This window comes from Microbacterium sp. STF-2 (genome assembly GCF_034650155.1).
Lineage (GTDB): Bacteria > Actinomycetota > Actinomycetes > Actinomycetales > Microbacteriaceae > Microbacterium > Microbacterium maritypicum_A.
Genome location: NZ_JARKMW010000001.1, coordinates 1318857 through 1340746 on the forward strand (window position 1 = coordinate 1318857; position 21890 = coordinate 1340746).

A 21890-nucleotide genomic window follows, 5' to 3' on the forward strand; every position below is an offset into this window, starting at 1 on the left:
GTGTGAAGGTCCAGGTGCGCGTGCGGTACGCGCCTGGGCCCCTACTATCCGCGCGTCTCTTCGACGGCGGGGGCTTCGTACTTCTGGCTCGTGGGGTAGTTCGTCTTGGTCGGATCGAACGTGTCGGTCGCCGGGTCCTGCTTGCGGCCGAAGCGACGCGTGAGAAATCCGATGATCGACGGGCGGCCCTGCTGCTTGTTCCAGACGTCGACCCCGACGGCGAACAGGAGCACGAGGCCCTTGATCATGGAGACCACGTCGGCTCCGGCGCCCAGGAGGGCGAGGCCGTTGTTGAGGAACGCCATCACGAGACCACCGATGATCGACCCGATCACGGTTCCGATTCCACCGGAGACGGCTGCGCCACCGATGAAGACAGCGGCGATGGCATCCAGCTCCCAGCCGTTGCCGTCCTGCGGGCCGGAGGCCGTCGCCCTGGCGACGTAGATCATGCCGGCCAACGAGGCGAGCACGGACATGTTCATCATCACGAAGAAGTCGACCCAGCGGTCCTTCACACCCGACAGTCGCGCGGCCTGCCGGTTGCCGCCGACCGCGTAGATGTGGCGACCGAAGACGGTGTTGTTCGTGATGAACGAGTAGAGGATGACGAGGGCCAGCAGGATGATGCCCGAGATCGGGAAGCTGGTGCCCTCGCGCCCGGTGGCGAACAGCCAACCGGCGACGAGGATCACGACCGAGATGAGCACGACCTTGGTGACGCTCACCCAGAGCGGCGCCATGTCGGCGCCCATCTTGTGCTGGATGCGACGGGTGCGGATCTCCCAGAACACGATCCACGCGACGCCGGCGAGAGCGAGGAGCATGGTGAAGACGTTGAAGGGCACCGGGATGAACGACAGCTCGGGAAGGTATCCCGCGCCGATGACCTTGAAGCCCTGCGGCACCGGAATCGACAGCGAGTCGCCCACCGCCTGGTTCGCCCCTCGGAAGAACAGCATGCCGGCCAGCGTCACGATGAACGCCGGCACCCCGACGTAGGCGACCCAGAATCCCTGCCAGGCACCGACCAGCACGCCGACACCGAGACCGAGGAGGATGCCCAACGGCCAGGGGAGGTTCCAGTCCTGCATGGCCTTGGCCACGACGATGCCCGTGAACGCGGCGACGGATCCGACGGAGAGGTCGATGTGACCCATGATGATGACCATCACCATGCCGATGGCCAGGATCAGGATGTACGAGTACTGGTTGACGACGTTGATCAGGTTGCCGGAGGACAGCGTCAGTCCGGTGCCCTTGAAGATCCACGTCAGCACCTGGAAGACGACCAGGATCACGACCAGGCTGCCGAGGATGCCGAACTGACGGAGGGTCGACTGCCCTCCCCCGAACATCTTCGTGATGTCCTTGAAGTGGAAGCCGCGCTTCGTTGCGGTGGTGTCGGTGGTCATGCGGATGCTTTCTGGGTCGCGGAGGTCATGCTGCGCATGAGGTCCTCAGGTGTCGCCTGGTCGGCCGGGATGCAGTCGGTGACCCGACCTTCGAAGACGGTGTAGATGCGGTCGGAGATGCCGAGGAGTTCGGGGAGCTCGCTGGAGATGACGATGACGCCCTTGCCCTGAGCCGCGAGTTCGTTGATGATCGCGTAGATCTCGTACTTCGCACCGACGTCGATGCCACGCGTGGGCTCGTCGAGGATGAGCAGGTCGGGGTCGGTGAACATCCACTTCGCCAGCACGACCTTCTGCTGGTTCCCACCGGACAGCTTGCCGACACCCTCTTCGACGGAGGGCGTCTTGATGCGAAGCGCCTTGCGATAGCGCTCAGCCACCGAGAACTCCTCACGGGAGTCGACGACGCCGTTGTGCGCGATCTTCGAGAGCTTCGCCGCGACGATGGACCGCTTGATCGTGTCGAGCAGGTTGAGTCCGAGCACCTTGCGGTCCTCGCTCACGTACGCCAGCCCGTGCTTGATCGCCGAGGCGACGTCGTGCAGGGCGACCTCCTGGCCGTCCTTGATCAGGGTGCCGGAGAGGAAGGTGCCGTAGGAGCGCCCGAAGATGCTCATCGCGAACTCGGTGCGCCCCGCACCCATGAGACCGGCGATGCCGACGACCTCGCCGCGGCGCACGTTGATGTTCGAGCCCTTCACGACCATGCGCTCCGGCACGGTCGGGTGCTGCACCCACCAGTCCTTGACCTCGAAGAACACCTCGCCGATCTCGGGCGTGCGATCCGGGTACCGGCTCTCGAGCGAGCGGCCGACCATGCCGCGGATGATGCGGTCCTCGTTGATCTCGCCGCGGGAGATGTCGAGCGTCTCGACCGTGCGGCCGTCTCGGATGATCGTGATCTCGTCGGCGATCTGCTCGATCTCGTTGAGCTTGTGGCTGATCATGATCGACGCGATGCCCTTGGCCTTCAGCCCCAGGATCAGGTCGAGCAGGTGCTGCGAGTCGTTCTCGTTGAGGGCAGCGGTCGGCTCGTCGAGGATGAGCAGCTTGACGTCCTTGTTCAGCGCCTTGGCGATCTCGATGAGCTGCTGCTTGCCGACGCCGAGGGTCTTGATCGGCACGTCGGGGTCTTCGCTCAGCCCGACGCGGGCGAGGAGCTCGATGGCCCGCTCCTTCTGAGCCGTCCAGTCGATGCGTCCGCCGCGCTGGATCTCGTTGCCGAGGAAGATGTTCTCGGTGACCGAGAGTTCGGGGATGAGCGCGAGCTCCTGGTGGATGATCGCGATACCCGCCTGCTCGCTGGCCGCGATGTCCCTGAACCGCTGCTCCTCACCGTAGAGCAGGATCTCGCCGTCGTAGGTTCCGTAGGGGTAGACCCCGGACAGAACCTTCATCAGGGTCGACTTCCCGGCGCCGTTCTCCCCGCAGATCGCGTGGATCTCGCCGGCGCGGACGGTGATGGAGACGTCGGCCAACGCCTTGACCCCAGGGAACTCCTTGGTGATGCTGCGCATCTCCAGGATGGGGCCTGACACGGTAGGCAACGTTGCTGTGGTGCTCACGGATCTTCCTCGCGACGTGCGGTCACCTTCGATGTGACCGTTCACATCGGTATATCGTCGTCTTCCGTGGGACCGGTGTCAAGTCGGCACCGGCAATTCGAATCCGGACCGTGACACTGTTGCTGCCGGCGCTATCTCGATCCACCACGCGACGGCACGGATCGAAAGGATTCGATGAATTCGAGCGGCGCGCCAGCGCTGCACGGAACGCGTCAGCGGATCGCGGCGGACTCGCGCGCGCGCAGGATCGTCTGCAGCGGCCCGAACGTCGGCGGCTGCTCCCCCCGGATCTGCGCGAGCAGGATGCGCACTGCTCGACGACCGAGCTCGGGGAAGTCCTGGTGCACGGTGCTGAGCGTGGGAGCAACGTGCGCCGCGACCGGGATGTCGTCGAAGCCGATGACGCTCACATCGTGCGGCACCCGCACACCGGAATCACGGAAACCGTGCATCAGCCCGATCGCCATCAGATCGTTCGCGGCGAACACCGCAGTGAAGTCACGCCGGAGCGACAGCTCCTTGCCGGCGAAGTAACCGAAGTCGGCCGTCCAGTCGCCGCGGATCGGCGGGAACGTCGGCAGATCGGCCTCGCGCAGACCGTCGAGATAGCCGCGCATCCGCGACTCCGCCTCGATCCAGTCCTGGGGGCCGGCCAGGTGCAGGATGTCGCTGTGACCGAGCGAGATCAGGTGCTCGGTCGCCGCTTTGGCACCCGCGACCTGATCGGCGGACAGGCTCACGCCATCGGAACCCGAAGCCGTCTGCAGGGTCACGAACGGCATGTCGACCGACATGCCTCGCAGGACATGGAAGACCCGCACCTGCGGGGCGAGCACCACGATGCCGTCGGCCTGCTCACGCGACAGCTGCCGCACCGCGTGGCCGATCGCCTCCGGCGTCGTGTCGGCGAGGTTCAGGGTCGAGACCGAATAGCCCTCCTCCCGCGCCGCATCCTCGATGCCGGCGATGGACGAGGTGGGTCCGAACTCGCCGATCGTCGCGGACAGGATCCCCAGCATGTTCGACTTGCTGGTGACCAGGGCGCGCGCGGCGAGGTTCGGCCGGTAGTCGAGGACCGAGATGGCATCGAGCACCTTGGCCTTCGTCTCGGGCCGGATGCTCGGATGATCGTTGAGCACCCGGGAGACCGTCTGATGCGAGACCCCGGCCAGTCGCGCGACGTCGCGGATACTCGGCAGGCGGGCGCGCTCGGAGGCGGTGGACATCACTTGCCTCCTTGCGTGTGCACGGTCACATCCCCACTACATTATGTCGGTCGACGCCGGCGCGTGCACCTCTCGACGGCGGGACCATCGCCGAACGGCTTGTGCCCGGGCACCGGAACGACCCCCCGGTTTCGTCGGGCGGCACCGGATCCGCTCCGGCCCGCATGGCATGGTGACGACGTGGACACTCTGCTGCGCGGCGGGCGCGTGATCGACCCGAAGACGGAGACCGACCGGATCACCGATCTGCTGATCGCGGGCGGGCGGGTGGCGGCGGTCGGCGACGGGCTCACGGCGCCACCCGATGGCGAGGTCGTCGATGCCGCCGGCCTCATCATCGGGCCGGGTTTCGTCGACCTGCACAGCCACGTGCACTCGATCGCGGGGCACCGGCTGCAGGCGATGGACGGTGTCACCACTGCCCTCGACCTCGAAGCAGGGCTCATGCCGATCGCCGAGGCTCTCGCGCGCGCCGCGGCCGACGGGCGCCCCCTGAACTACGGGTTCTCGGCCTCCTGGTCGCAGGCACGGGCATACGCGCACCTCGACCGGGTGCCCGTCGCCGACTTCACCGCGTCGATGGATCTGCTCGGCACGCCCGAGTGGCAGCGCTCCTCCTCCCCCGCGGAACGCCGCCGCTGGCTCGGTCTGCTCGAAGACGAGCTGGGGGCGGGGGCTCTCGGCATCGGCGTTCTCATGGGATACGCGCCACGGTCCGATCCCGACGAATATCTCGACCTCGCACGTCTGGCCGCCGCAGCGCACGCTCCGACCTTCACGCACGTGCGGGAGCTGATCGAAGCCGACCCCCGCACGCCGATCGACGGCTCGGAAGAGCTCGTGCGCGCCGCTGCCGAGACCGGGGCCGCGATGCACCACTGCCATGTGAACAGCACCTCGCTGCGCCACGTCGACCGCGTGCTGGGCCTGCTCGACCGCAGCCGCGCCGCCGGATCCCGCGTCACCGTCGAGGCGTACCCCTACGGGGCCGGCAGCACGGCGATCGGCGCCTTCTTCCTGGCGCCGGAGAAGCTCCCAGGCCTCGGCATCACTCCACGGTCTCTCGTGCTCGTCGACACCGGCGAGCGCATCGCCGATGAGGCCCGCCTGCGCGAGGTACGCGCGACGGACCCCGGTGCCACCTGCATCGTCACGTTCCTCGACGAGGGCGACCCGTTCGACCGCGCACACCTGCACCGTGCCCTGGCCTACCCGGATTCGATCGTGGCGAGCGATGCGATGCCGATCTCGTGGAACGCGAGCGGCGGACGCACCGTGTACGAACAGCGCGACTGGCCGCTCCCCGCGGGCGGCCACACTCATCCGCGCACCGCGGGCACCTTCGCGAAGTCGTTGCGGCTCATGGTTCTCGAGAGCGGCACGTGGAGCTGGCTCGAAGCCTTCCGCCGCTGCTCGTTCCTCCCCGCGCGGGTCCTGGACGAGGTCTCGTCCGGCATGCGGGGCAAGGGACATCTGGCGGTCGGGGCGGATGCCGACATCGTGGTGATCGACCCGACGACGTTGACCGACAGGGCGAGCTACGCCGACCCGATCCGACCGTCGCGGGGCGTTCGGGAGCTCTACGTCCACGGCACTCGCGTCGTGCACGAAGGAGAGATCGTGACCGCAGCCCTACCGGGCCGCGCCGTACGAGGGGATGCCGCATGAACGACGACCTGCAGGAGTTCTTGGACGCCACCGCCGCAGACCTGGGCGTCCCCGGCGCGGTCGTCGGTGTGATCGACGGGGATCGGGAGCTCATCGCGACGACCGGCGTCGCCGCGGTCGATACCGGCGCCGCGGTGACGGAGAGCACCCTGTTCCAGGTCGGCTCGACCTCGAAGACCTTCACGGGAACCGTCGCGATGCACCTGGTCGAGAACGGCGCGCTCGACCTGGACACACGCGTGGTCGACGTGCTCCCCGACTTTCGTCTCGCCGACGGGGAGGCCCTCGCGGCGCTGCGCATCCGGCACCTCCTCACGCATTCCGGAGGGTTCCTGGGTGACGCGGATGATCGGCCAGGGTGGGATGACGACGCCCTCGCCCGCAACGTGGCCACCTTCTCCGATCTTCCGCAGTTCTTCGCGCCCGGTACCATCGCCTCGTACAGCAACGCCGGCATCCGGCTGCTGGGTCGCGTGATCGAGACGATCACGGATGAGACGTTCGAGCAGGCGGTGCAGCGCGTCGTCCTCGATCCGCTGGGCATGACGGAGACGTTCTTCTTCCCGTGGGACGTGATCGCTCGCCCCCATGCCGTGGGGCACGTCCCCGGCGAGAACGGAGCGATGGCGACCTTCCCGCACTGGCCCCTGACTCGCGACATCGCGGCCGAGGGCGGCATCGTGTCGTCGGTGCGCGATCAGCTCGCCTACGCCCGTTTCCAGATGCGCGGCGAGTCCGAGGGCACGCCACCCGTGGGCGACGCGACCCGGCTCCTGATGCAGCAGCCCCACCTCGCCGCCGGTCCGCCCATCGACGCGATCGGTCTGCCCTGGCTGCTCAGCCGACACGGTTCGGCTCGCGTCGTGATGCATGGGGGGAACATCTCCGACACGCAGCTGAGCGAGTTCGTGATGGCTCCGGAGGAAGACCTGGCCGTCACCGTGCTGACCAACAGCGGCAGCGGCAAGGCACTCGGGGCGCAGCTCGTCGACTGGTGCTTCGCACGGCTTCGCGGCATCGAGAAGCCCCCCGAGACGGCGGAGCTGCACGCGGTGGAGCTGCTCGAGGAGATGGTCGGCACCTACGACGCCGGGCAGTGGCGCTACGACGTCACCCGTGTCGGCGATGCGCTCGAGTTCGCGATGGTGCTGCGTGAGGACATCGCCGCCCTCGGCATCCCGGCCCGCCCGCCGCTGCGGCTGCGCGTGCGCGCCGACGGCGCCCTCATCACCGACGCCGATCAGCCCGTCGGGCGCGTGCTCGACGCGGCTGAGGGCGGTCCCGAGCTGCTCCACGTGGGCATGCGCGCCGTGCGACGCCGCTGACCGCCGATCCTTCGTCCGGGCGCACCAAGGTCTGGGGAAGTCTCGTCGCCGGGCACCAACGAGGCGATGGAGCACGCGAATAGTCTCGGCCCCATCGCCGTCGCCCGAAGACGACGGCCCCACTCGACGAAGAGGAGCGCACGTGTCCGACCTGAACGAAATCGGCAGCTGGGTGCGGGAGAACCTTCCCACGATGCTGGCCGACGCGCACATCCCCGCGGCATCCGTCGCGATCCTGGCCGGTGGCGAGATCTTCACCACCGCAGCCGGGATCCTCAACCGCAACACCGGCGTCGAAGCCGACGAGGACTCGGTCTTCCAGATCGGCTCGATCACGAAGACGTGGACCGCGACGCTCATCATGCAGCTCGTCGACGAGGGTCTGCTCGACCTCGATGCCCCGGTGCGCGACACCGTGCCCGCGTTCGCGATCGGCGATGACGCGGCGGCGAGCGCGATCACCCCCCGCCAGCTGCTGAGCCACGTGAGCGGGTTCGAGGGCGACCTCTTCAACGACACGGGTGTCGGCGATGACGCGGTCGAGAAGTATCTCGCGACGATCGCCGACGCTCCGCAGCTCTTCGCCCCCGGCGAGCGCTTCTCGTACAACAACGCCGCATTCGTGGTGCTCGGCCGCATCGTCGAGGTGCTGCGCGGCACGTCGTACGACCAGGCGCTGCGCACGCATCTCGCCGCCCCGCTGGGCCTCACGCACGTGGCCACGACGGCCGCCGAGGCGATCATGTTCCGTGCAGCGCTCGGGCACATCCCCGCCGAGAGCGGCGATGAGCCGGTCCCCGCGCCGGTGTGGAGCCTGGTGCGCTCGAACGCCCCGGCCGGATCGATGCTCGCCATGACGGCACGCGACCTCGTGACCTACGCCCGCATGCACCTCGACGGCGGGGTCTCCGCCGACGGCACGCGGGTGCTCTCGGAGCAGAGCGTGCGAGCGATGCAGGAGCGGCAGGTCGATCTGCCGGAGCTCGGCCTGATGGGCGATGCCTGGGGCCTCGGCTGGGAGATCTTCGACTGGGACGGCGGACCCGTGATCGGGCACGACGGCGGCACGATCGGACAGAACGCGTTCCTGCGGATGGTCCCTGGCGCGGGGGTCGCGGTGGCCGTGCTCACGAACGGCGGGCGCACGGTCGACGCCTATCACGCGATCACATCGAAGGTGCTGGCGGCTCTCGCCGGGGTCACCGTACCCGCGCTCCCCTCGGTTCCGGAGTCACCGGTGCCGATCGACCTCGAACGGGTGCTGGGCACCTACTCGTCGTCGGTCTCCGACTCGACGGTGCGCGTCGACGACCAGGGTCGCATCTGGCTGGAGCGCACCATGAAGGGCATCTTCGCCGAGCTGGGTCCGGCTCCCGAACCGGTGGAGCTCGTCGGCTGGGCCGGCGACACCCTGCTCCCTCGCGAACCGCAGAACGGCATGCACATGCCGCATGCGTTCGTCGGCGACGACGGCAGCGGCCGCGCGCTGTACCTGCACACCGGACGCGCCGATCGCCGGGTGGACGCGTGACCATCACGACGACCCCGGCATCCGAGACGTCGGCGCAGATCGCCGAGATCTTCGCCGGCGCGGGAGCCATGGGCTTCCTGCACGCGCGGGAGATCGGCGTGGCCGACGGTCCCGAGGTGACCGTCGGCGCCGACGATCCGGTGGTGCTCGCCTCGGTCTTCAAGATCCTGGTGCTCACCGCCTACGTGCGGGCGGTCGCCGCGGGCGAGCTCGACCCGACGGCCCGCACGACCGTGACGGCGCGCTACCGGATCGGCGGTGTGGGCACCGCCGGCTTCGCGGACGACGTCGAGGCCAGTTGGCGCGACCTGGCGCTGAACATGATGTCGATGAGCGACAACGCGGCCACCGACGTGATCTACCACCGCCTCGGAACCGAGGCGGTGGACCGGGTCATCGCCGACCTGGGGTTGGCGGACACCCGACTCATCGGATGCTGCGAGGACCTGTTCGCCTCGGTGATCGCCGACCTCGGCGGTACCACGGACAGCCACCTGGACGAGCTGTTCACCGGCGCGACCGCAGAGCAGATCCTCGCGCTCGACGCGGTGCAGCCGCTGCGGACCTCGCACTCCACGCCGCGGGATGTCACCACACTGCTGAATGCCCTGTGGACCGACACCGCAGCCCCGGCCGAGGCCTGCCGTCAGGCGCGCGACATCATGGCGCTGCAGATCTGGCCGCATCGGCTGACCGCCGGATTCCCCGGCGAGGTGCGCATCGCCGCGAAGACCGGCACGCTGCCCACCTGGCGCAACGAGGCCGGCGTCGTGACCTATCCCGACGGCCGTCGGTACGCGGTGGCCGTGTTCACCCGGGCCGCCTCGCTCGCCGACCGGCAGCCGCTCGTCGACGCCTCGATCGGCCGTGCCGCCTTCGCCGCCGTCGAGGCCCTGCGCACACAGACCGTCTGATCCGCACTCCCCCTGCACCACCGCACTCCCCCTGCACGACCCACCTGCACCATCCCGAACACTGCTGGAGGCTTCTGATGCGTTCTCGTACCCCGCTGATCGCGCTGCTCGGCGCTGCGGCGCTGGCCCTGACATCCTGCGCCGCGGGCGCCCCACCGAGCGGAGGCGACGGCGCCGACGGCGTGCTCGCCGACGGCAAGACCTTCACCTCGGTGATCTCCACCGATCCGGGCAGTCTCGATCCGTTCGTCACCGTGATGTCGGTGGCGCGATCCATCGACCGTTTCCTCTACGCACGGCTCGTGGAAGTGCTGGAGGACGGCAGCATCGCCTCAGGCCTCGCCGACTCCTGGGAGGCGGACACGACCACGGCGACCTTCACGCTGCGCGACGGCATCACCTGTGAAGACGGCACCCCGCTGACGGCGACCGATGTGGCGGCGAACATCACCCACATCGGCGACCCCGCCAACGGCTCTCCTCTGGTCGGGCTGCAGGTGCAGCCGGGCACCAGTGCCGTGGGTGACGACGCCACCGGCACCGTGACGGTCACCAGCGGACGACCGGACTCGTTCCTGATCGAGAACATCGGGAGCATCTCCATCGTCTGCGGCTCGGTGATCGACGACCCGGATGCGCTCGCGAAGGGCGCCGGCGCGACCGGGATGTTCACCATGACCGAGGTCGTGCCGAACAGCCAGTACACGCTGACCCGCCGCGACGACTTCACCTGGGGACCCGACGACTGGGACCCGAAGCAGAAGGGTCTCCCCGACGCGGTGGTGTTCCGGGTGGTCCCGAACGAGACGACCGCCACCAACCTGCTGCTCTCCGGTGAGGTCAACGCCGCTCTCGTGATCGGCCCCGACAACCAGCGCCTGAAGGACGCGGGCCTGTTCCACACCGAGATCCCGACCCCGGCGGGGCAGTTCATCTTCAATCAGGCAGAGGGACGCCCCACGGCCGATCAGGCCGTGCGCGAAGCGCTGATCGAAGCCCTCGACCTCGACCAGATGCGCCAGGTGCTCGGCAGCGGCGCCGGCACCGTTCCGACGGGTCTCGTGACCGTGTCGCCGAACCCCTGCCGCGCCGACGTGCTCACGGGCTTCATGCCGGAGTTCGATGCGAAGGCCGCCGCCGCCGCCCTCGACAGCGCCGGTTGGAAGGCCGGCAGCGACGGGGTGCGCACCAAGGACGGCGAGACGCTGACGCTGCGCATGATCTACTCCTCGCAGCTCGGCGACGCCGGCAACGCGTCGGCGGAGCTCGCCCAGGCCGCGTGGAAGGATCTCGGAGTCGACATCACCGTCGCCGCCGTGGACTCCCCGACGCTGAGCGAGACCCTGTTCTCCACCGGCGACTGGGACATCTCGGCCGCACCGCTCACGGTCTCGCTGCCCAGCATGCTCGTGCCGTTCTACTCCGGTCCGACACCGCCCAACGGCACCAACTTCGCCTCCATCGACAACCCGGAGTACACCGACGCCGTCACCGCGGCATCCGCCAAGGCCGGCAGCGAAGGATGCGACGACTGGGGCGCTGCGGAACAGGCCCTGTACGCGACGACCAGCGTCGTGCCGTACGCGAACATCAACCGCTCGACCTTCGCGACCAAATCGACGTTCACCGAGGGCGACGGCATCGACCCCACGTCGATCCGCATGTACGAGTAGACCGAAGACCGGAGACAGCCGATGGCCAGCACCACCGCCACGCAGGCGATACTGATCAGATCCGCACGGTCGGACAACCCGTGGGTGTCCTTCCTGGTCCGGCGCGGAGGGCAGTTCGTGCTCTCGGTGTGGGTGCTGGTCACGGCTGCCTTCCTCATGATCCACCTCGTGCCGGGCGACCCGGTGCGCGCTGCCCTCGGGCTGAACGCCCCGGCCGAGCTGGTCGAGGCCCGACGCGCGGCGCTCGGCCTCGACCAGCCGCTCATCGTGCAGTACTTCCGCTACATCGGGGGCCTGTTCACGGGCGACATGGGCTCCTCGATGATCACCAGTCAGCCGGTCTCCGAGATCATCGCCACCCGGCTCCCCGCCACGCTGCAGCTCGCCGTGCTCGCTGTCGTGCTCGTGCTCCTGGTCTCGGTCCCCCTCGGGGTGACGATGGCCGTCGCCACCCGCGGCGGGCGGCGACGTGGCCTCGAACTCGCCTTCGCGACCGGATCGGTCATCCTGGCCGCGATTCCCGAGTTCCTGCTCGCCGTCGGTCTCGTCTACGTCTTCGCGGTGTCGCTGGGTTGGTTCCCGGTGGCGGGCAACACCGCGCCGTTCTCGCTCGTGCTGCCCGTGGTGGCGCTCGCGGTCGGACCGATCGCCGTGTTCTCCCGCATCATCCGGGTCGAGGTGCTCTCGGTGCTCGGTCAAGACTTCATCCGCACCGCACGGGCGAAACGTCTGGCCCCGCACCGCATCTACTCGCGCCACGCGCTGCCGAACGCCATGACCGCGACCCTCACCCTCACCGGCCTGCTCCTGACCGGCATGGTCGCCGGCACCGTGCTCGTGGAGAACGTCTTCGCCTGGCCGGGCCTGGGCACCATGATCGTGCAATCGATCCTCAGCAAGGATTACTCCGTCGTGCAGGGCATCGTGCTCGTCTACGGGGTCGGGGTGCTCATCGTGAACCTCGTGATCGACGTGATCCTCGCGCTCCTCGATCCTCGCTCCACCATCAGGGAGGCATGATGTCGGCACGCACCGCCTGGTCGGGCATCGTCCGTTCACCCCTCGGGATCACGGCTCTCAGCCTGATGCTCCTCGTCACCCTCGGCGCGATCTTCGCCCCGATCATCTGGGGTGCGCAGGCCGAGCAGGTGAATCCGGCCGCCATCACCCAGGGCCCCAGCGCCGAGCACCTGCTGGGCACCGACACCCTCGGACGCGACGTGCTCGCCCGTGTCCTGGTCGCGACCCGGCTCTCCGTGGTGCTCGCGGTGATCGCCGTGATCATCGGGGTGGTCGCCGGCACCCTCCTCGGCACGGCGCCGTCGGTGCTCCCCCGGTGGCTCGGACGCCCGATCGTCGGGTTCGTCAACATCGCGGTCGCCTTTCCCGGCCTCCTGCTCGCCCTGTTCTTCGCGGTCATCTTCGGCGTCGGCTCCACGGGCGCCGTGCTTGCGATCGGATTCGCAATGGCTCCGCAGTTCGCCCGACTCACGCAGACCCTGTCGGCCGCGATCGCGGGCCGCGACTTCATCTCCGCCGCCCAGGTCGCCGGCGTCTCGCGCTTCCGCATCCTGATCCGCCACGTTCTGCCGAACATCGGCGAACCGCTCATCGTGAACGCGACAGTGGCGGCCGGCTCGGCGCTGCTCGCCTTCGCCGGGCTGTCGTTCCTCGGCCTCGGCGTGCAGGTGCCCGAATACGACTGGGGCCGACTGCTCGGCGAGGGCCTGAACCGCATCTACCTGAACCCGGCGGCCGCCCTCGGCCCCGCCGTGGCGGTCATCATCGCGGGACTCGCGTTCAATCTCCTGGGCGAGACCGCGGCCGCAGCCCTCGGCGGACGATCCGCCAGGCGCCGGCACCGTCTCCCCGCCGTCGCGCTCCCCGGCGCGAGCACGCCCGGCGCCGCCCAGCCCGCGCAGGTCGACGGTGAAGAAGTGGTGCTCCTCGTCGACGACCTGCGCGTCTCCTTCCCGACACCGGCCGGCTGGGTCACCCCGGTGCGCGGCGTCTCGTTCACGATCTCGCGCGGTGAGGCGATCGGTGTCGTCGGCGAATCCGGCTCGGGCAAGAGCCTCACCGCGCTCGCGGCCGCCCGCCTCATCGAACGCCCGGGTCATGTCGCCGCCGCCCGCCTCGACTTCTGCGGCACGCCGTTGATGACCACATCGGACCGCGCGGTGCGGAGCCTGCTCGGCACCTCGCTCTCGATGGTGTTCCAGGACCCGATGACCTCGTTCAATCCGACCAGGCGCATCGGATCGCAGCTCGCCGAGGCCGCCTCCGAGCACCAGGACATCACCCGGAAGCAGGCCATGGATCGGGCGATCGAACGCCTGCAGTCGGTCCGGGTGCCCGCGGCCACCCGACGCGCCCACCAGTACCCCCACGAGTTCTCCGGCGGCATGCGACAGCGCGCCATGATCGCCATGGGACTCATGAACCACCCGCGTCTGATCATCGCGGACGAGCCGACGACAGCGCTCGACGTGACCGTGCAGCGGCAGGTGCTCCAGCTGTTGGCGGGCGTGCGCCGCGACACCGATGCGGCCATCCTGCTGATCAGCCACGACATCGCCGTGGTCGCCCAGACCTGCGACCGCGTGCTGGTCATGTACGCGGGCCGCATCGTCGAGGACCTGCCTGCGGCCACGCTGCACACCGACGCCCGGCACCCGTACACGCGAGCCCTGCTCGAGGTCGTTCCCGAGCTCGACGCCGACCGCAGCGAGCCGCTCAAGATGATCCCCGGCCGTCCCCCGGCTCCCGGGGCATTCCCGGTCGGCTGCGCGTTCGCCGCCCGCTGTCCTCTCGCGACCGATCTCTGCCGCGAGAGCGATCCCGAGCTGGTGGCGGATGCCGATGGACACCGCGTCGCGTGCTGGCACCCGGTGGACGGCGAGGCCCCGGTCCCGGTGGCGATCGCCACGGTCGCCGACGAGACGACCGCAGAAGAGGAAGAGACGGTCCTGCGATGAGCGAGCTGCGTTTCGATCAGGTCAGCGTGCGCTACGGCACGCATCGTTCCGGCCTCACCGCCGTCGACGACGTCTCGCTCGTGGTCCCATCCGGATCCGTCGTCGGACTCGTCGGCGAGTCGGGATCCGGAAAGTCGACCCTGGCCCGCGCGGCGATCGGGCTGGCCCCGATCAGCGAGGGGACCATCACGCTCGACGGCGTGGACGTGCGGACCTTCCGTCGTCGTCGCCCGATCCAGATGGTGTTCCAGGATCCGTTCTCCTCACTCGATCCGCGCATGACGATCGGCGAGTCGATCGCCGAGGCGCTGCCGCGTGACATCCGCGGTGCGAACGCCCGGCGCACCGAGGTCGCCCGTCTGCTCGACCTCGTGAGCCTCGACGCCGACCGCGCGCAGTCGCTCCCGGCCGCGCTCTCGGGCGGACAGCGTCAGCGCATCGCCCTGGCCAGGGCGCTCGCCGCCCGGCCCGAGGTCGTGATCGCCGACGAGATCACCTCAGCACTCGACGTGTCGGTGCAGGGCTCCGTGCTCAACCTCGTGCGGGAGCTGCGTGGCGAGCTCGACCTCACGATGCTGTTCATCTCGCACAATCTGTCTGTCGTGCGCTACCTGAGCGACCACATCGCGGTGATGTACCTCGGGCGCATCGTCGAGTTCGGGCCCACCGAGCAGGTGCTCGCCGACCCGCAGCACCCGTACACGCGGGATCTGCTGCAGGCGGCGCCCACCCGGCACGGGAACCTGCTCGCGGTCGATCCGCTCGCACCGATCGATGTCGAGCCGGCCGATCCGCACGCGCCGCCCAGCGGATGCCGCTTCCACCCGCGGTGTCCGATCGGCCCGGCCGCACGACCCGACCGTCAGATCTGCGTCATCGCGGAGCCTCCGCTGCCCACGGGCACGGCGGGCGCTGCCTGTCATTTCGCGGGGACGCCTGCCGACGCCGCGCTCGGGACTGTGCCCACCTCCCAAAGCATCCCCCTGGTTTCGGCCGCGACCACAACACGGTCCCCGCTCTCAGCGGACACAGTGGACTGACCATCGATTGGAGCTCTCATGAACCGCGTCACCGTCGACGACCTGCTCTCCGTCCGCACGCCCGAGCAGCCCGCGCTGTCTCCGGACGGCACCCGCATCGCCTTCGTGCTGCGGACCACCGACCGCGACGGCGACCGCGACGCACGGGCGCTGTGGCAGGTTCCGGCCGCGGGCGGAACCCCCTCCGCGCTGACCTACGCGACGGCGGACTCGACGCCGGTATGGAGCCCGGACGGCTCGCAGCTGGCGTTCCTGCGCGCGCAGGACGGCCCCGCGCAGATCTGGCTCCTCCCTGCAGGCGGCGGCGAGGCCCGCAGCCTGACCGCTCTCCCTCTCGGCGCCGGCGCCGCGGCCTGGAGTCCGGATGGTGCACGCATCGCCTTCACCGCCCCGGTCGACAGCGCGGCCCTCCCCGGAGAGGGCAAGGACACCATCCTGGCCCGTCGTTCGGCTCCCACCGGCACCGACCGTCTCGGCTACAAGGCGGATGGCGCCGGAACCCTCGGCACGCTCGTGCAGCAGCTGCACGTGCTCGACGTCGCCTCCGGGAAGATCACCGTGCTCACGCGTGGACGCTCGCACGCCTCCGAGCCCTTCTGGTCGCCGGACGGCACCCGCATCGCCTACTCCGCGAGCGTCGAGGACGATGCGGACCTGACGATGCGGATCCCCGTGCTCGTGTGCTCATCCACCGACCCGAACAGCCCCCCGGTGCAGGTCAGCGCCGCCGACGTGCAGGCGACGGCGGTGGGCTGGACCCCCGACGGTCGCCACGTGCTCGCGGCCGGACGCACCGACACCGAGGTCGGCAACGCGGACCTGCTGCTGTTCCCCGTCGACGGCGGAGACCCGCGGAACCTCACCGCCGGCCTCGACCGCAACGTGATGCCCGGTGGTCCGGGCTACCCCGGCGGCATGCCGCAGTTCACGGAGGACGGCGACATCGTGTTCTGCCTTCGCGACAACGGCTACTCGCACGTGTACCGGGTCGCGCAGGACGGCTCCGGTGCCGCGCCTCTCGTGAACGGCACCGCGAACGTCTCGGGGCTGTCGGTCGCAGGATCGTCCGCCGCGATCGTGCTCGCCACACCGGAGTCGTTCGGCGATGTCGCGCTCCTGGACCTCTCCGACGGCACGGCGCGCACCCTCACCGACTACGGCACTCCCGAGTTCGAGCTCGTGCCCGCGGAGGAGCGCCGCTTCACGATCTCCGACGGTACGGTCGTCACCGGCTGGCTGCGCCGCGACCCCGACGCCGCTGGCCCGCTCCCGCTCCTGCTCGACATCCACGGCGGGCCGCACAACGCCTGGAACGGGGCAGCGGACATCGCCCACCCTTATCACCAGGTGCTCACGCGACGCGGCTGGGCGGTCCTGACCCTCAACCCCCGAGGAAGCGACGGCTACGGCGACGCGTTCTTCTCGGCGGTATCCGGCGGCTGGGGAGTCAACGACGCGAACGACTTCCTGGAGCCGATCGACGCTCTCGTGGCGGAAGGCGTCGCGGATCCGGCGCGCCTCGCCGTCACGGGCTACAGCTACGGCGGCTTCATGACGTGCTTCCTCACCTCGCGCGATGACCGCTTCGCCGCCGCTGTCGCCGGTGGCGTCGTCACCGACCTGTTCTCGATGGGCGGCACGTCGGACTTCGGCCACTACCTCTCCTCCAAGGAGAACGGCGGTCTGCCGTGGCGCGACGAGGAGCGCATCTCCGCGCAGTCGCCGTTCACGCGGGTCGATCAGGTGAAGACGCCGACGCTGATCCTGCACGGCGCAGCCGACGACCGCTGCCCGGTGGGTCAGGCGGAGCAGTGGTTCACGGCGCTGCGCGAGCGCGGGGTGCCGACCCGTCTCGTGCTCTACCCCGGTGGCTCGCACCTCTTCGTGCTCTCCGGGCCGCCGTCGCACCGCGCCGACTTCTCGCAGCGGGTGATCGATTGGGTGGAGCAGTACGCCCCGCCAGCGGGGAAGCCGGTGCGCGCACGACTCGACGCCCGGCATTGGCAGCAGCGACTGAGCGCCCTGGCCGAGGCGCACAAGGTTCCCGGGGCGACCCTCGGCATCCTCCGTCTCGGGGAAGAGCCCGTGTATGCGCACCACGGCATACTCAACGTGCGCACGGGGATCGAGACCACCGACGACTCGGTGTTCCAGATCGGCTCGATGAGCAAGGTGTGGACCACCTCGGTGGTGATGAAGCTCGTCGACGAGGGCAGGCTCGACCTCGACACCCCGATCGTGGAGTACGTCCCGGAGTTCGCCTCGTCGGATCCCGAGGTCACCCGCACCGTGACGATGCGTCACCTGCTCAACCACACGAGCGGGATCGACGGCGACGTGTTCACCGATACCGGCCGCGGAGACGACACCCTGGAGAAGTACGTCGCGCTGCTCGACGGCATCGCGCAGAACCACCCGCTCGGTGCCACGATGTCGTACTGCAACTCCGGATTCGTGCTGGCCGGTCGGGTGATCGAGAAGATCACGGGTACCAGCTGGGACCAGGCGATGCGCGACCTGTTGATGACGCCCCTCGGTCTCACGCACTCCTGCACGCTCCCCGAAGAGGCCATCATGTTCCGTGCCGCCAGCGGCCACACCGAGACCGGCGACGACGGTCCCGTGCTCGCCCCGGCGTGGATGCTCCCCCGCGCGATGGGACCCGCGGGACTGGTGAACTCCACGACCGCCGACGTGCTCGCGTTCGCGCGCATGCACCTCACGGGAGGACTCGCCGCCGACGGCACGCGGGTGCTGTCGGAGGAGAGCGTGCGACGGATGCAGCAGCGGGAGGTCGACATGCCCGATCCGTACTCGCTCGGCGATGCCTGGGGCGTGGGGTGGATCCTGTTCGACTGGGACGGGCGCCGACTCTACGGACACGACGGGAACACCATCGGCCAAGCCGCGTTCCTGCGCATCCTGCCGGACGAGCAGCTCGCGGTGACGATGCTCACCAACGGCGGCAACACGCATGACCTGTATGCCGAGCTGTTCGACGAGATCTTCTCCGAGCTCGCGGATGTGCACGTGCCGGCGGGCCTCACCCCTCCGGAGGAGCCGTTCGCCGACGACTTCTCCGAGTTCGAGGGCATCTACGACCGCTCCGGGGTCCGCACCGAGATCTTCCGCGGCGACGAAGGTCTCCGCATGCGCACCACGCTCAACGGCCCCCTCGCCGCGCTGCTCCCCGACCCGGTGCAGGAGCACCCGCTGGTCCCGGTGCGTCACGGCGAGTTCGTGATGCGGCCGGCGGGCGAGCAGGGGTGGCATGCCGTGGTCTTCTACTCCCTGCCCACCGGCGAGCGCTACCTGCACCACGGCGTCCGCGCGGCGCCGAAGGTGTCGTGATGAGCGTGCAGGCGGACGTGGACCTCGACCGGGTCCTGGCCGACATCGAGACCCTCGTCTCCTGCGAGTCCCCCTCCGACGACCTCGACGCCGTCTCCCGCAGCGCCGATGTCGTCGCATCCCTCGGCGAGCGGCTGCTGGGCGTGGCCCCCGAGCGCATCGTGATCGAAGGGCGCACGCATCTGCGGTGGCGGTTCGGCGAACCGGCGGTGCTGGTCCTCGGTCATCACGACACGGTCTGGCCGCTCGGCTCGCTGCGGAGACTTCCGTTCCGCCTCGACGACGGCGTGCTGCGGGGGCCGGGATGCTTCGACATGAAGACCGGCGTGGTGATGGCATTGCACGCCGTGGCGGCGCTGCCCGACCGCACCGGCGTCAGCATCCTGATCACGGGTGACGAGGAACTCGGTTCGCCGAGCTCACGCGCACTGATCGAGCAGGAGGCGCTCGGCTGTGCCGCGGCCCTCGTGCTGGAGGCCGCGGCCGAGGGCGGCGCCGTGAAGATCGCGCGCAAGGGCGTCTCGCTCTACCGGGTGCACGTCACCGGCCGGGCGGCTCACGCCGGGCTGGAACCGGAGCGCGGGGTGAACGCCGCCGTCGAGGCCGCGCATCTGCTGCTCGCGATCGCCGACCTGGGCGACCGCGCGGCGGGGACCAGTGTGACCCCTACGCTCGTGCGCGCCGGCAGCACCACGAACACGGTGCCGGCCGCGGCGGAGTTCGCGGTCGACGTACGGGTGCGCACAGTGGCGGAGCAGGACAGGGTGGATGCGGCGCTCCGCGACCTCCCTCCGACGATTCCGGGTGCGTCCGTCCGTATCGAGGGCGGTGCGAACCGACGTCCGCTGGAGCCGGAGTCGTCGGCGCACCTGTTCGCGCAGGCGGTCGCGATCGCCGCGCGCACCGGACTCACTCCGTTCCAGGGCGTCGCGGTCGGCGGGGCCTCGGACGGCAACTTCACCGCAGCGCTCGGCGTGCCGACGCTCGACGGCCTCGGTGCCGTCGGCGGTGGCGCGCACGCCGATGACGAGCACGTGGTGATCGAGATGATCCCCGAACGCACCCTGCTGCTGCAGGAGCTGATCGCCACCGTCCTGGCCGAGCGGGAGACACCGCTCGATCGGGATGCACGGGCCGGAGGAAGGGCATGAGCATGACGGATGCCGCCGCGTTCCGCGCTTCGCCGGAGGAGGCGGCCGATGCCGCGAGCGCCGCAGCCAGGAGAGCGGGAGTGGATATCCGCCTGCTTTCGGAGGTGGACGACTTCGCCCGGGTCGCCGAGCTGTTCCAGAGCATCTGGACGAAGCAGGGCGAGGCCTCTCCCGTCAACGTCGAGACCCTGCGGGCGCTGTCGAAGGCCGGCAGCTACGTGGGCGGCGCCTTCGAGCACGACGAGCTGGTGGGAGCGTGCTTCGGGTTCTTCGCCGCCCCCGGCCAGCGCGCCCTGCACAGCCACATCGCCGGTGTCTCTTCGCGCATGCGGGGCCGCAGCGTCGGCTTCGCCCTCAAGGTGCATCAGCGGGCGTGGGCGCTCGACGAGGGGCTGGACGAGATCTCCTGGACGTTCGATCCGCTCATCAGCCGGAACGCGCATTTCAACCTCGTGAAGCTCGCGGCGAGCCCGACGTCGTATCACCGCAATTTCTACGGACACATGGCCGACGCCCTCAACGGCGCGGACGACACCGATCGGATGCTGGTGACCTGGTATGTGCGCGACCCCCGGGTCGTGGCCGCCTGCCACGGCGATCCCACCGGCTCCGCCGACCGACCCGCCGAGGGATTGACCGACGGATTCGCCGACGGATCCGCGCACGTCGAGCCCCTGCTCAGCGTGGGCGAGGACCTCGGGCCGCTCCGTCATCGCACCGACGCGCGCCTGGTGCGCGTGGCGTTGCCGCGCGACATCGAGACCCTGCGTCTGACCGAACCCGCCCGCGCGACCGCGTGGCGTCTGGCGCTGCGGGAGACGCTCGGATCATCGCTGGAAGGTGGAGGGCGCGTGCTCGCGTTCGACCGCTCCGGCGCCTACACCATCGACAGAGGAGAACAGGGATGAAGCTCACCGGATTCGAGCTGCGCGTGATCGAGATGCCCCTGGTGTCGCCGTTCCGGACATCGTTCGGGGTGCAGACCGTGCGCGAGGCGCTGCTGGTCCGCGCGGTCACCGACGAGGCGGAGGGCTGGGGCGAGGGGGTCGCGATGAACGACCCGTTGTACTCCTCCGAGTACGTGGAGGCGAGCGTGGATGTGATCACGCGATTCCTGCTTCCGGCGCTCGCGCAGGTGAAGGATCTGGACGCGGGTGGCGTCGCGCCGACGCTGGCGAAGTTCAAGGGGCACCGCATGTCGAAGGCCGCGGTCGAGCTGGCGATCCTCGATGCGCAGCTGCGCGCGGCCGGAGTGCCGCTCTCCCGCGAGCTCGGTGCCGTGCGCGACCGGGTCGACTGCGGTGTCTCGGTCGGCATCATGGACTCCATTCCCGAGTTGCTCGACGCCGTCGGCGGATACCTCGACGAGGGGTACGTGCGCATCAAGCTGAAGATCGAACCGGGATGGGACATCGACCCCGTGCGCGCGGTGCGGGAGCGCTTCGGCGACGACGTGCTGCTGCAGGTCGACGCGAACACCGCATACCACCGCGGCGACGCCCGGCATCTTGCCAAGCTCGACCCGTTCGACCTGCTCCTGATCGAACAGCCCCTCGACGAGGAGGATCTGCTCGGCCACGCGCAGCTCGCCCGGGCCATCACGACTCCGGTGTGCCTCGACGAGTCGATCGTGTCGGCCCGCGCGGCGGCGGATGCGATCGCCCTCGGCGCGTGCTCGATCGTGAACATCAAGCCCGGCCGCGTCGGCGGATACCTCGAAGCGCGTCGCATCCACGACGTGTGCGTGGCCAACGACATCCCGGTGTGGTGCGGCGGGATGCTCGAGACCGGGATCGGCCGTGCGGCGAACGTCGCTCTCGCGGCTCTGCCCGGCTTCACGCTCCCCGGCGACACCTCGGGTTCGGGCCGCTACTACTCCCGCGACATCACCGAGCCGTTCGTCGTCGAAGACGGCACGCTCACGGTTCCGACGGGCCCGGGGATCGGGGTCACCCCGGATCAGGCTGCTCTGGACGCCGTGACGGTCCGCACCGAGTGGATCGCCGTCTGAGCACAGGATGACCGCCCGAGCGGGGCACGACGATCCTGTCGA

At 69.6% G+C, this 21890-nt stretch carries 15 protein-coding genes; 12 read left to right on the forward strand and 3 right to left on the reverse strand.

From position 1 onward, the window contains the following. Window positions 1–44 precede the first annotated feature (44 nt). The 3 genes from mmsB to MicroSTF_RS06270 form a co-directional block, all read right to left on the reverse strand. The gene (gene mmsB / locus MicroSTF_RS06260) at window positions 45–1415 is read right to left on the reverse strand and encodes a multiple monosaccharide ABC transporter permease (RefSeq protein WP_021199881.1); all 1371 of its coding nucleotides are present in this window, start codon (window positions 1413–1415) and stop codon (window positions 45–47) included. Continuing rightward, window positions 1412–3025: a multiple monosaccharide ABC transporter ATP-binding protein gene (gene mmsA / locus MicroSTF_RS06265; RefSeq protein ID WP_416338464.1), complete on the reverse strand. Its 1614-nt coding sequence runs from the start codon at window positions 3023–3025 to the stop codon at window positions 1412–1414. The genes mmsB and mmsA overlap by 4 nt, the downstream gene beginning before the upstream one ends. 167 nt (window positions 3026–3192) lie before the next feature. Beyond that, complete coding sequence (locus MicroSTF_RS06270) at window positions 3193–4206, reverse strand: LacI family DNA-binding transcriptional regulator (protein WP_021199883.1); 1014 nt, start codon at window positions 4204–4206, stop codon at window positions 3193–3195. Between the two features lie 180 nt (window positions 4207–4386). Here MicroSTF_RS06270 and MicroSTF_RS06275 point away from each other — a divergent pair, with 180 nt between their 5' ends. The 12 genes from MicroSTF_RS06275 (at window position 4387) to menC (ending at window position 21848) form a co-directional block, all read left to right on the forward strand. Then, on the forward strand, window positions 4387–5874 hold the full coding sequence (locus MicroSTF_RS06275; protein ID WP_029267043.1) for an amidohydrolase family protein: 1488 nt from the start codon (window positions 4387–4389) through the stop codon (window positions 5872–5874). Then, window positions 5871–7199 (forward strand): serine hydrolase domain-containing protein, encoded by a 1329-nt coding sequence (locus MicroSTF_RS06280; protein ID WP_322954288.1) that lies wholly within the window; start codon window positions 5871–5873, stop codon window positions 7197–7199. Before MicroSTF_RS06275 ends, MicroSTF_RS06280 begins: the two co-directional genes overlap by 4 nt. 142 nt (window positions 7200–7341) lie before the next feature. After that, on the forward strand, window positions 7342–8730 hold the full coding sequence (locus MicroSTF_RS06285) for a serine hydrolase domain-containing protein (protein WP_297556344.1): 1389 nt from the start codon (window positions 7342–7344) through the stop codon (window positions 8728–8730). Beyond that, window positions 8727–9644 carry a serine hydrolase gene (locus tag MicroSTF_RS06290; RefSeq protein WP_231479899.1) on the forward strand — a complete coding sequence of 306 codons (918 nt, stop codon included), beginning with the start codon at window positions 8727–8729 and terminating at the stop codon, window positions 9642–9644. The genes MicroSTF_RS06285 and MicroSTF_RS06290 overlap by 4 nt, the downstream gene beginning before the upstream one ends. A gap of 77 nt (window positions 9645–9721) precedes the next feature. Further along, a complete protein-coding gene (locus tag MicroSTF_RS06295) occupies window positions 9722–11317 on the forward strand; it encodes an ABC transporter substrate-binding protein (RefSeq protein ID WP_029259625.1) in 1596 nt (531 codons plus the stop codon). 21 nt (window positions 11318–11338) lie between these two features. Then, window positions 11339–12337, forward strand: coding sequence for an ABC transporter permease (locus MicroSTF_RS06300; RefSeq protein ID WP_322954292.1), 999 nt, complete (start codon window positions 11339–11341; stop codon window positions 12335–12337). Beyond that, window positions 12337–14295, forward strand: coding sequence for a dipeptide/oligopeptide/nickel ABC transporter permease/ATP-binding protein (locus tag MicroSTF_RS06305; protein ID WP_322954294.1), 1959 nt, complete (start codon window positions 12337–12339; stop codon window positions 14293–14295). The genes MicroSTF_RS06300 and MicroSTF_RS06305 overlap by 1 nt, the downstream gene beginning before the upstream one ends. Continuing rightward, a complete protein-coding gene (locus tag MicroSTF_RS06310; RefSeq protein WP_081860137.1) occupies window positions 14292–15335 on the forward strand; it encodes an ABC transporter ATP-binding protein in 1044 nt (347 codons plus the stop codon). The genes MicroSTF_RS06305 and MicroSTF_RS06310 overlap by 4 nt, the downstream gene beginning before the upstream one ends. An 18-nt stretch (window positions 15336–15353) precedes the next feature. Beyond that, entirely contained in the window at window positions 15354–18686 is a 3333-nt protein-coding gene (locus tag MicroSTF_RS06315) for a serine hydrolase (protein ID WP_322954296.1), read from the forward strand. Next, on the forward strand, window positions 18686–19837 hold the full coding sequence (locus tag MicroSTF_RS06320) for a M20 family metallopeptidase (protein WP_322954298.1): 1152 nt from the start codon (window positions 18686–18688) through the stop codon (window positions 19835–19837). Before MicroSTF_RS06315 ends, MicroSTF_RS06320 begins: the two co-directional genes overlap by 1 nt. Next, on the forward strand, window positions 19834–20745 hold the full coding sequence (locus tag MicroSTF_RS06325; protein ID WP_322954300.1) for a GNAT family N-acetyltransferase: 912 nt from the start codon (window positions 19834–19836) through the stop codon (window positions 20743–20745). Before MicroSTF_RS06320 ends, MicroSTF_RS06325 begins: the two co-directional genes overlap by 4 nt. After that, a complete protein-coding gene (gene menC, locus MicroSTF_RS06330) occupies window positions 20742–21848 on the forward strand; it encodes an o-succinylbenzoate synthase (protein ID WP_322954302.1) in 1107 nt (368 codons plus the stop codon). Before MicroSTF_RS06325 ends, menC begins: the two co-directional genes overlap by 4 nt. Window positions 21849–21890 lie beyond the last annotated feature (42 nt).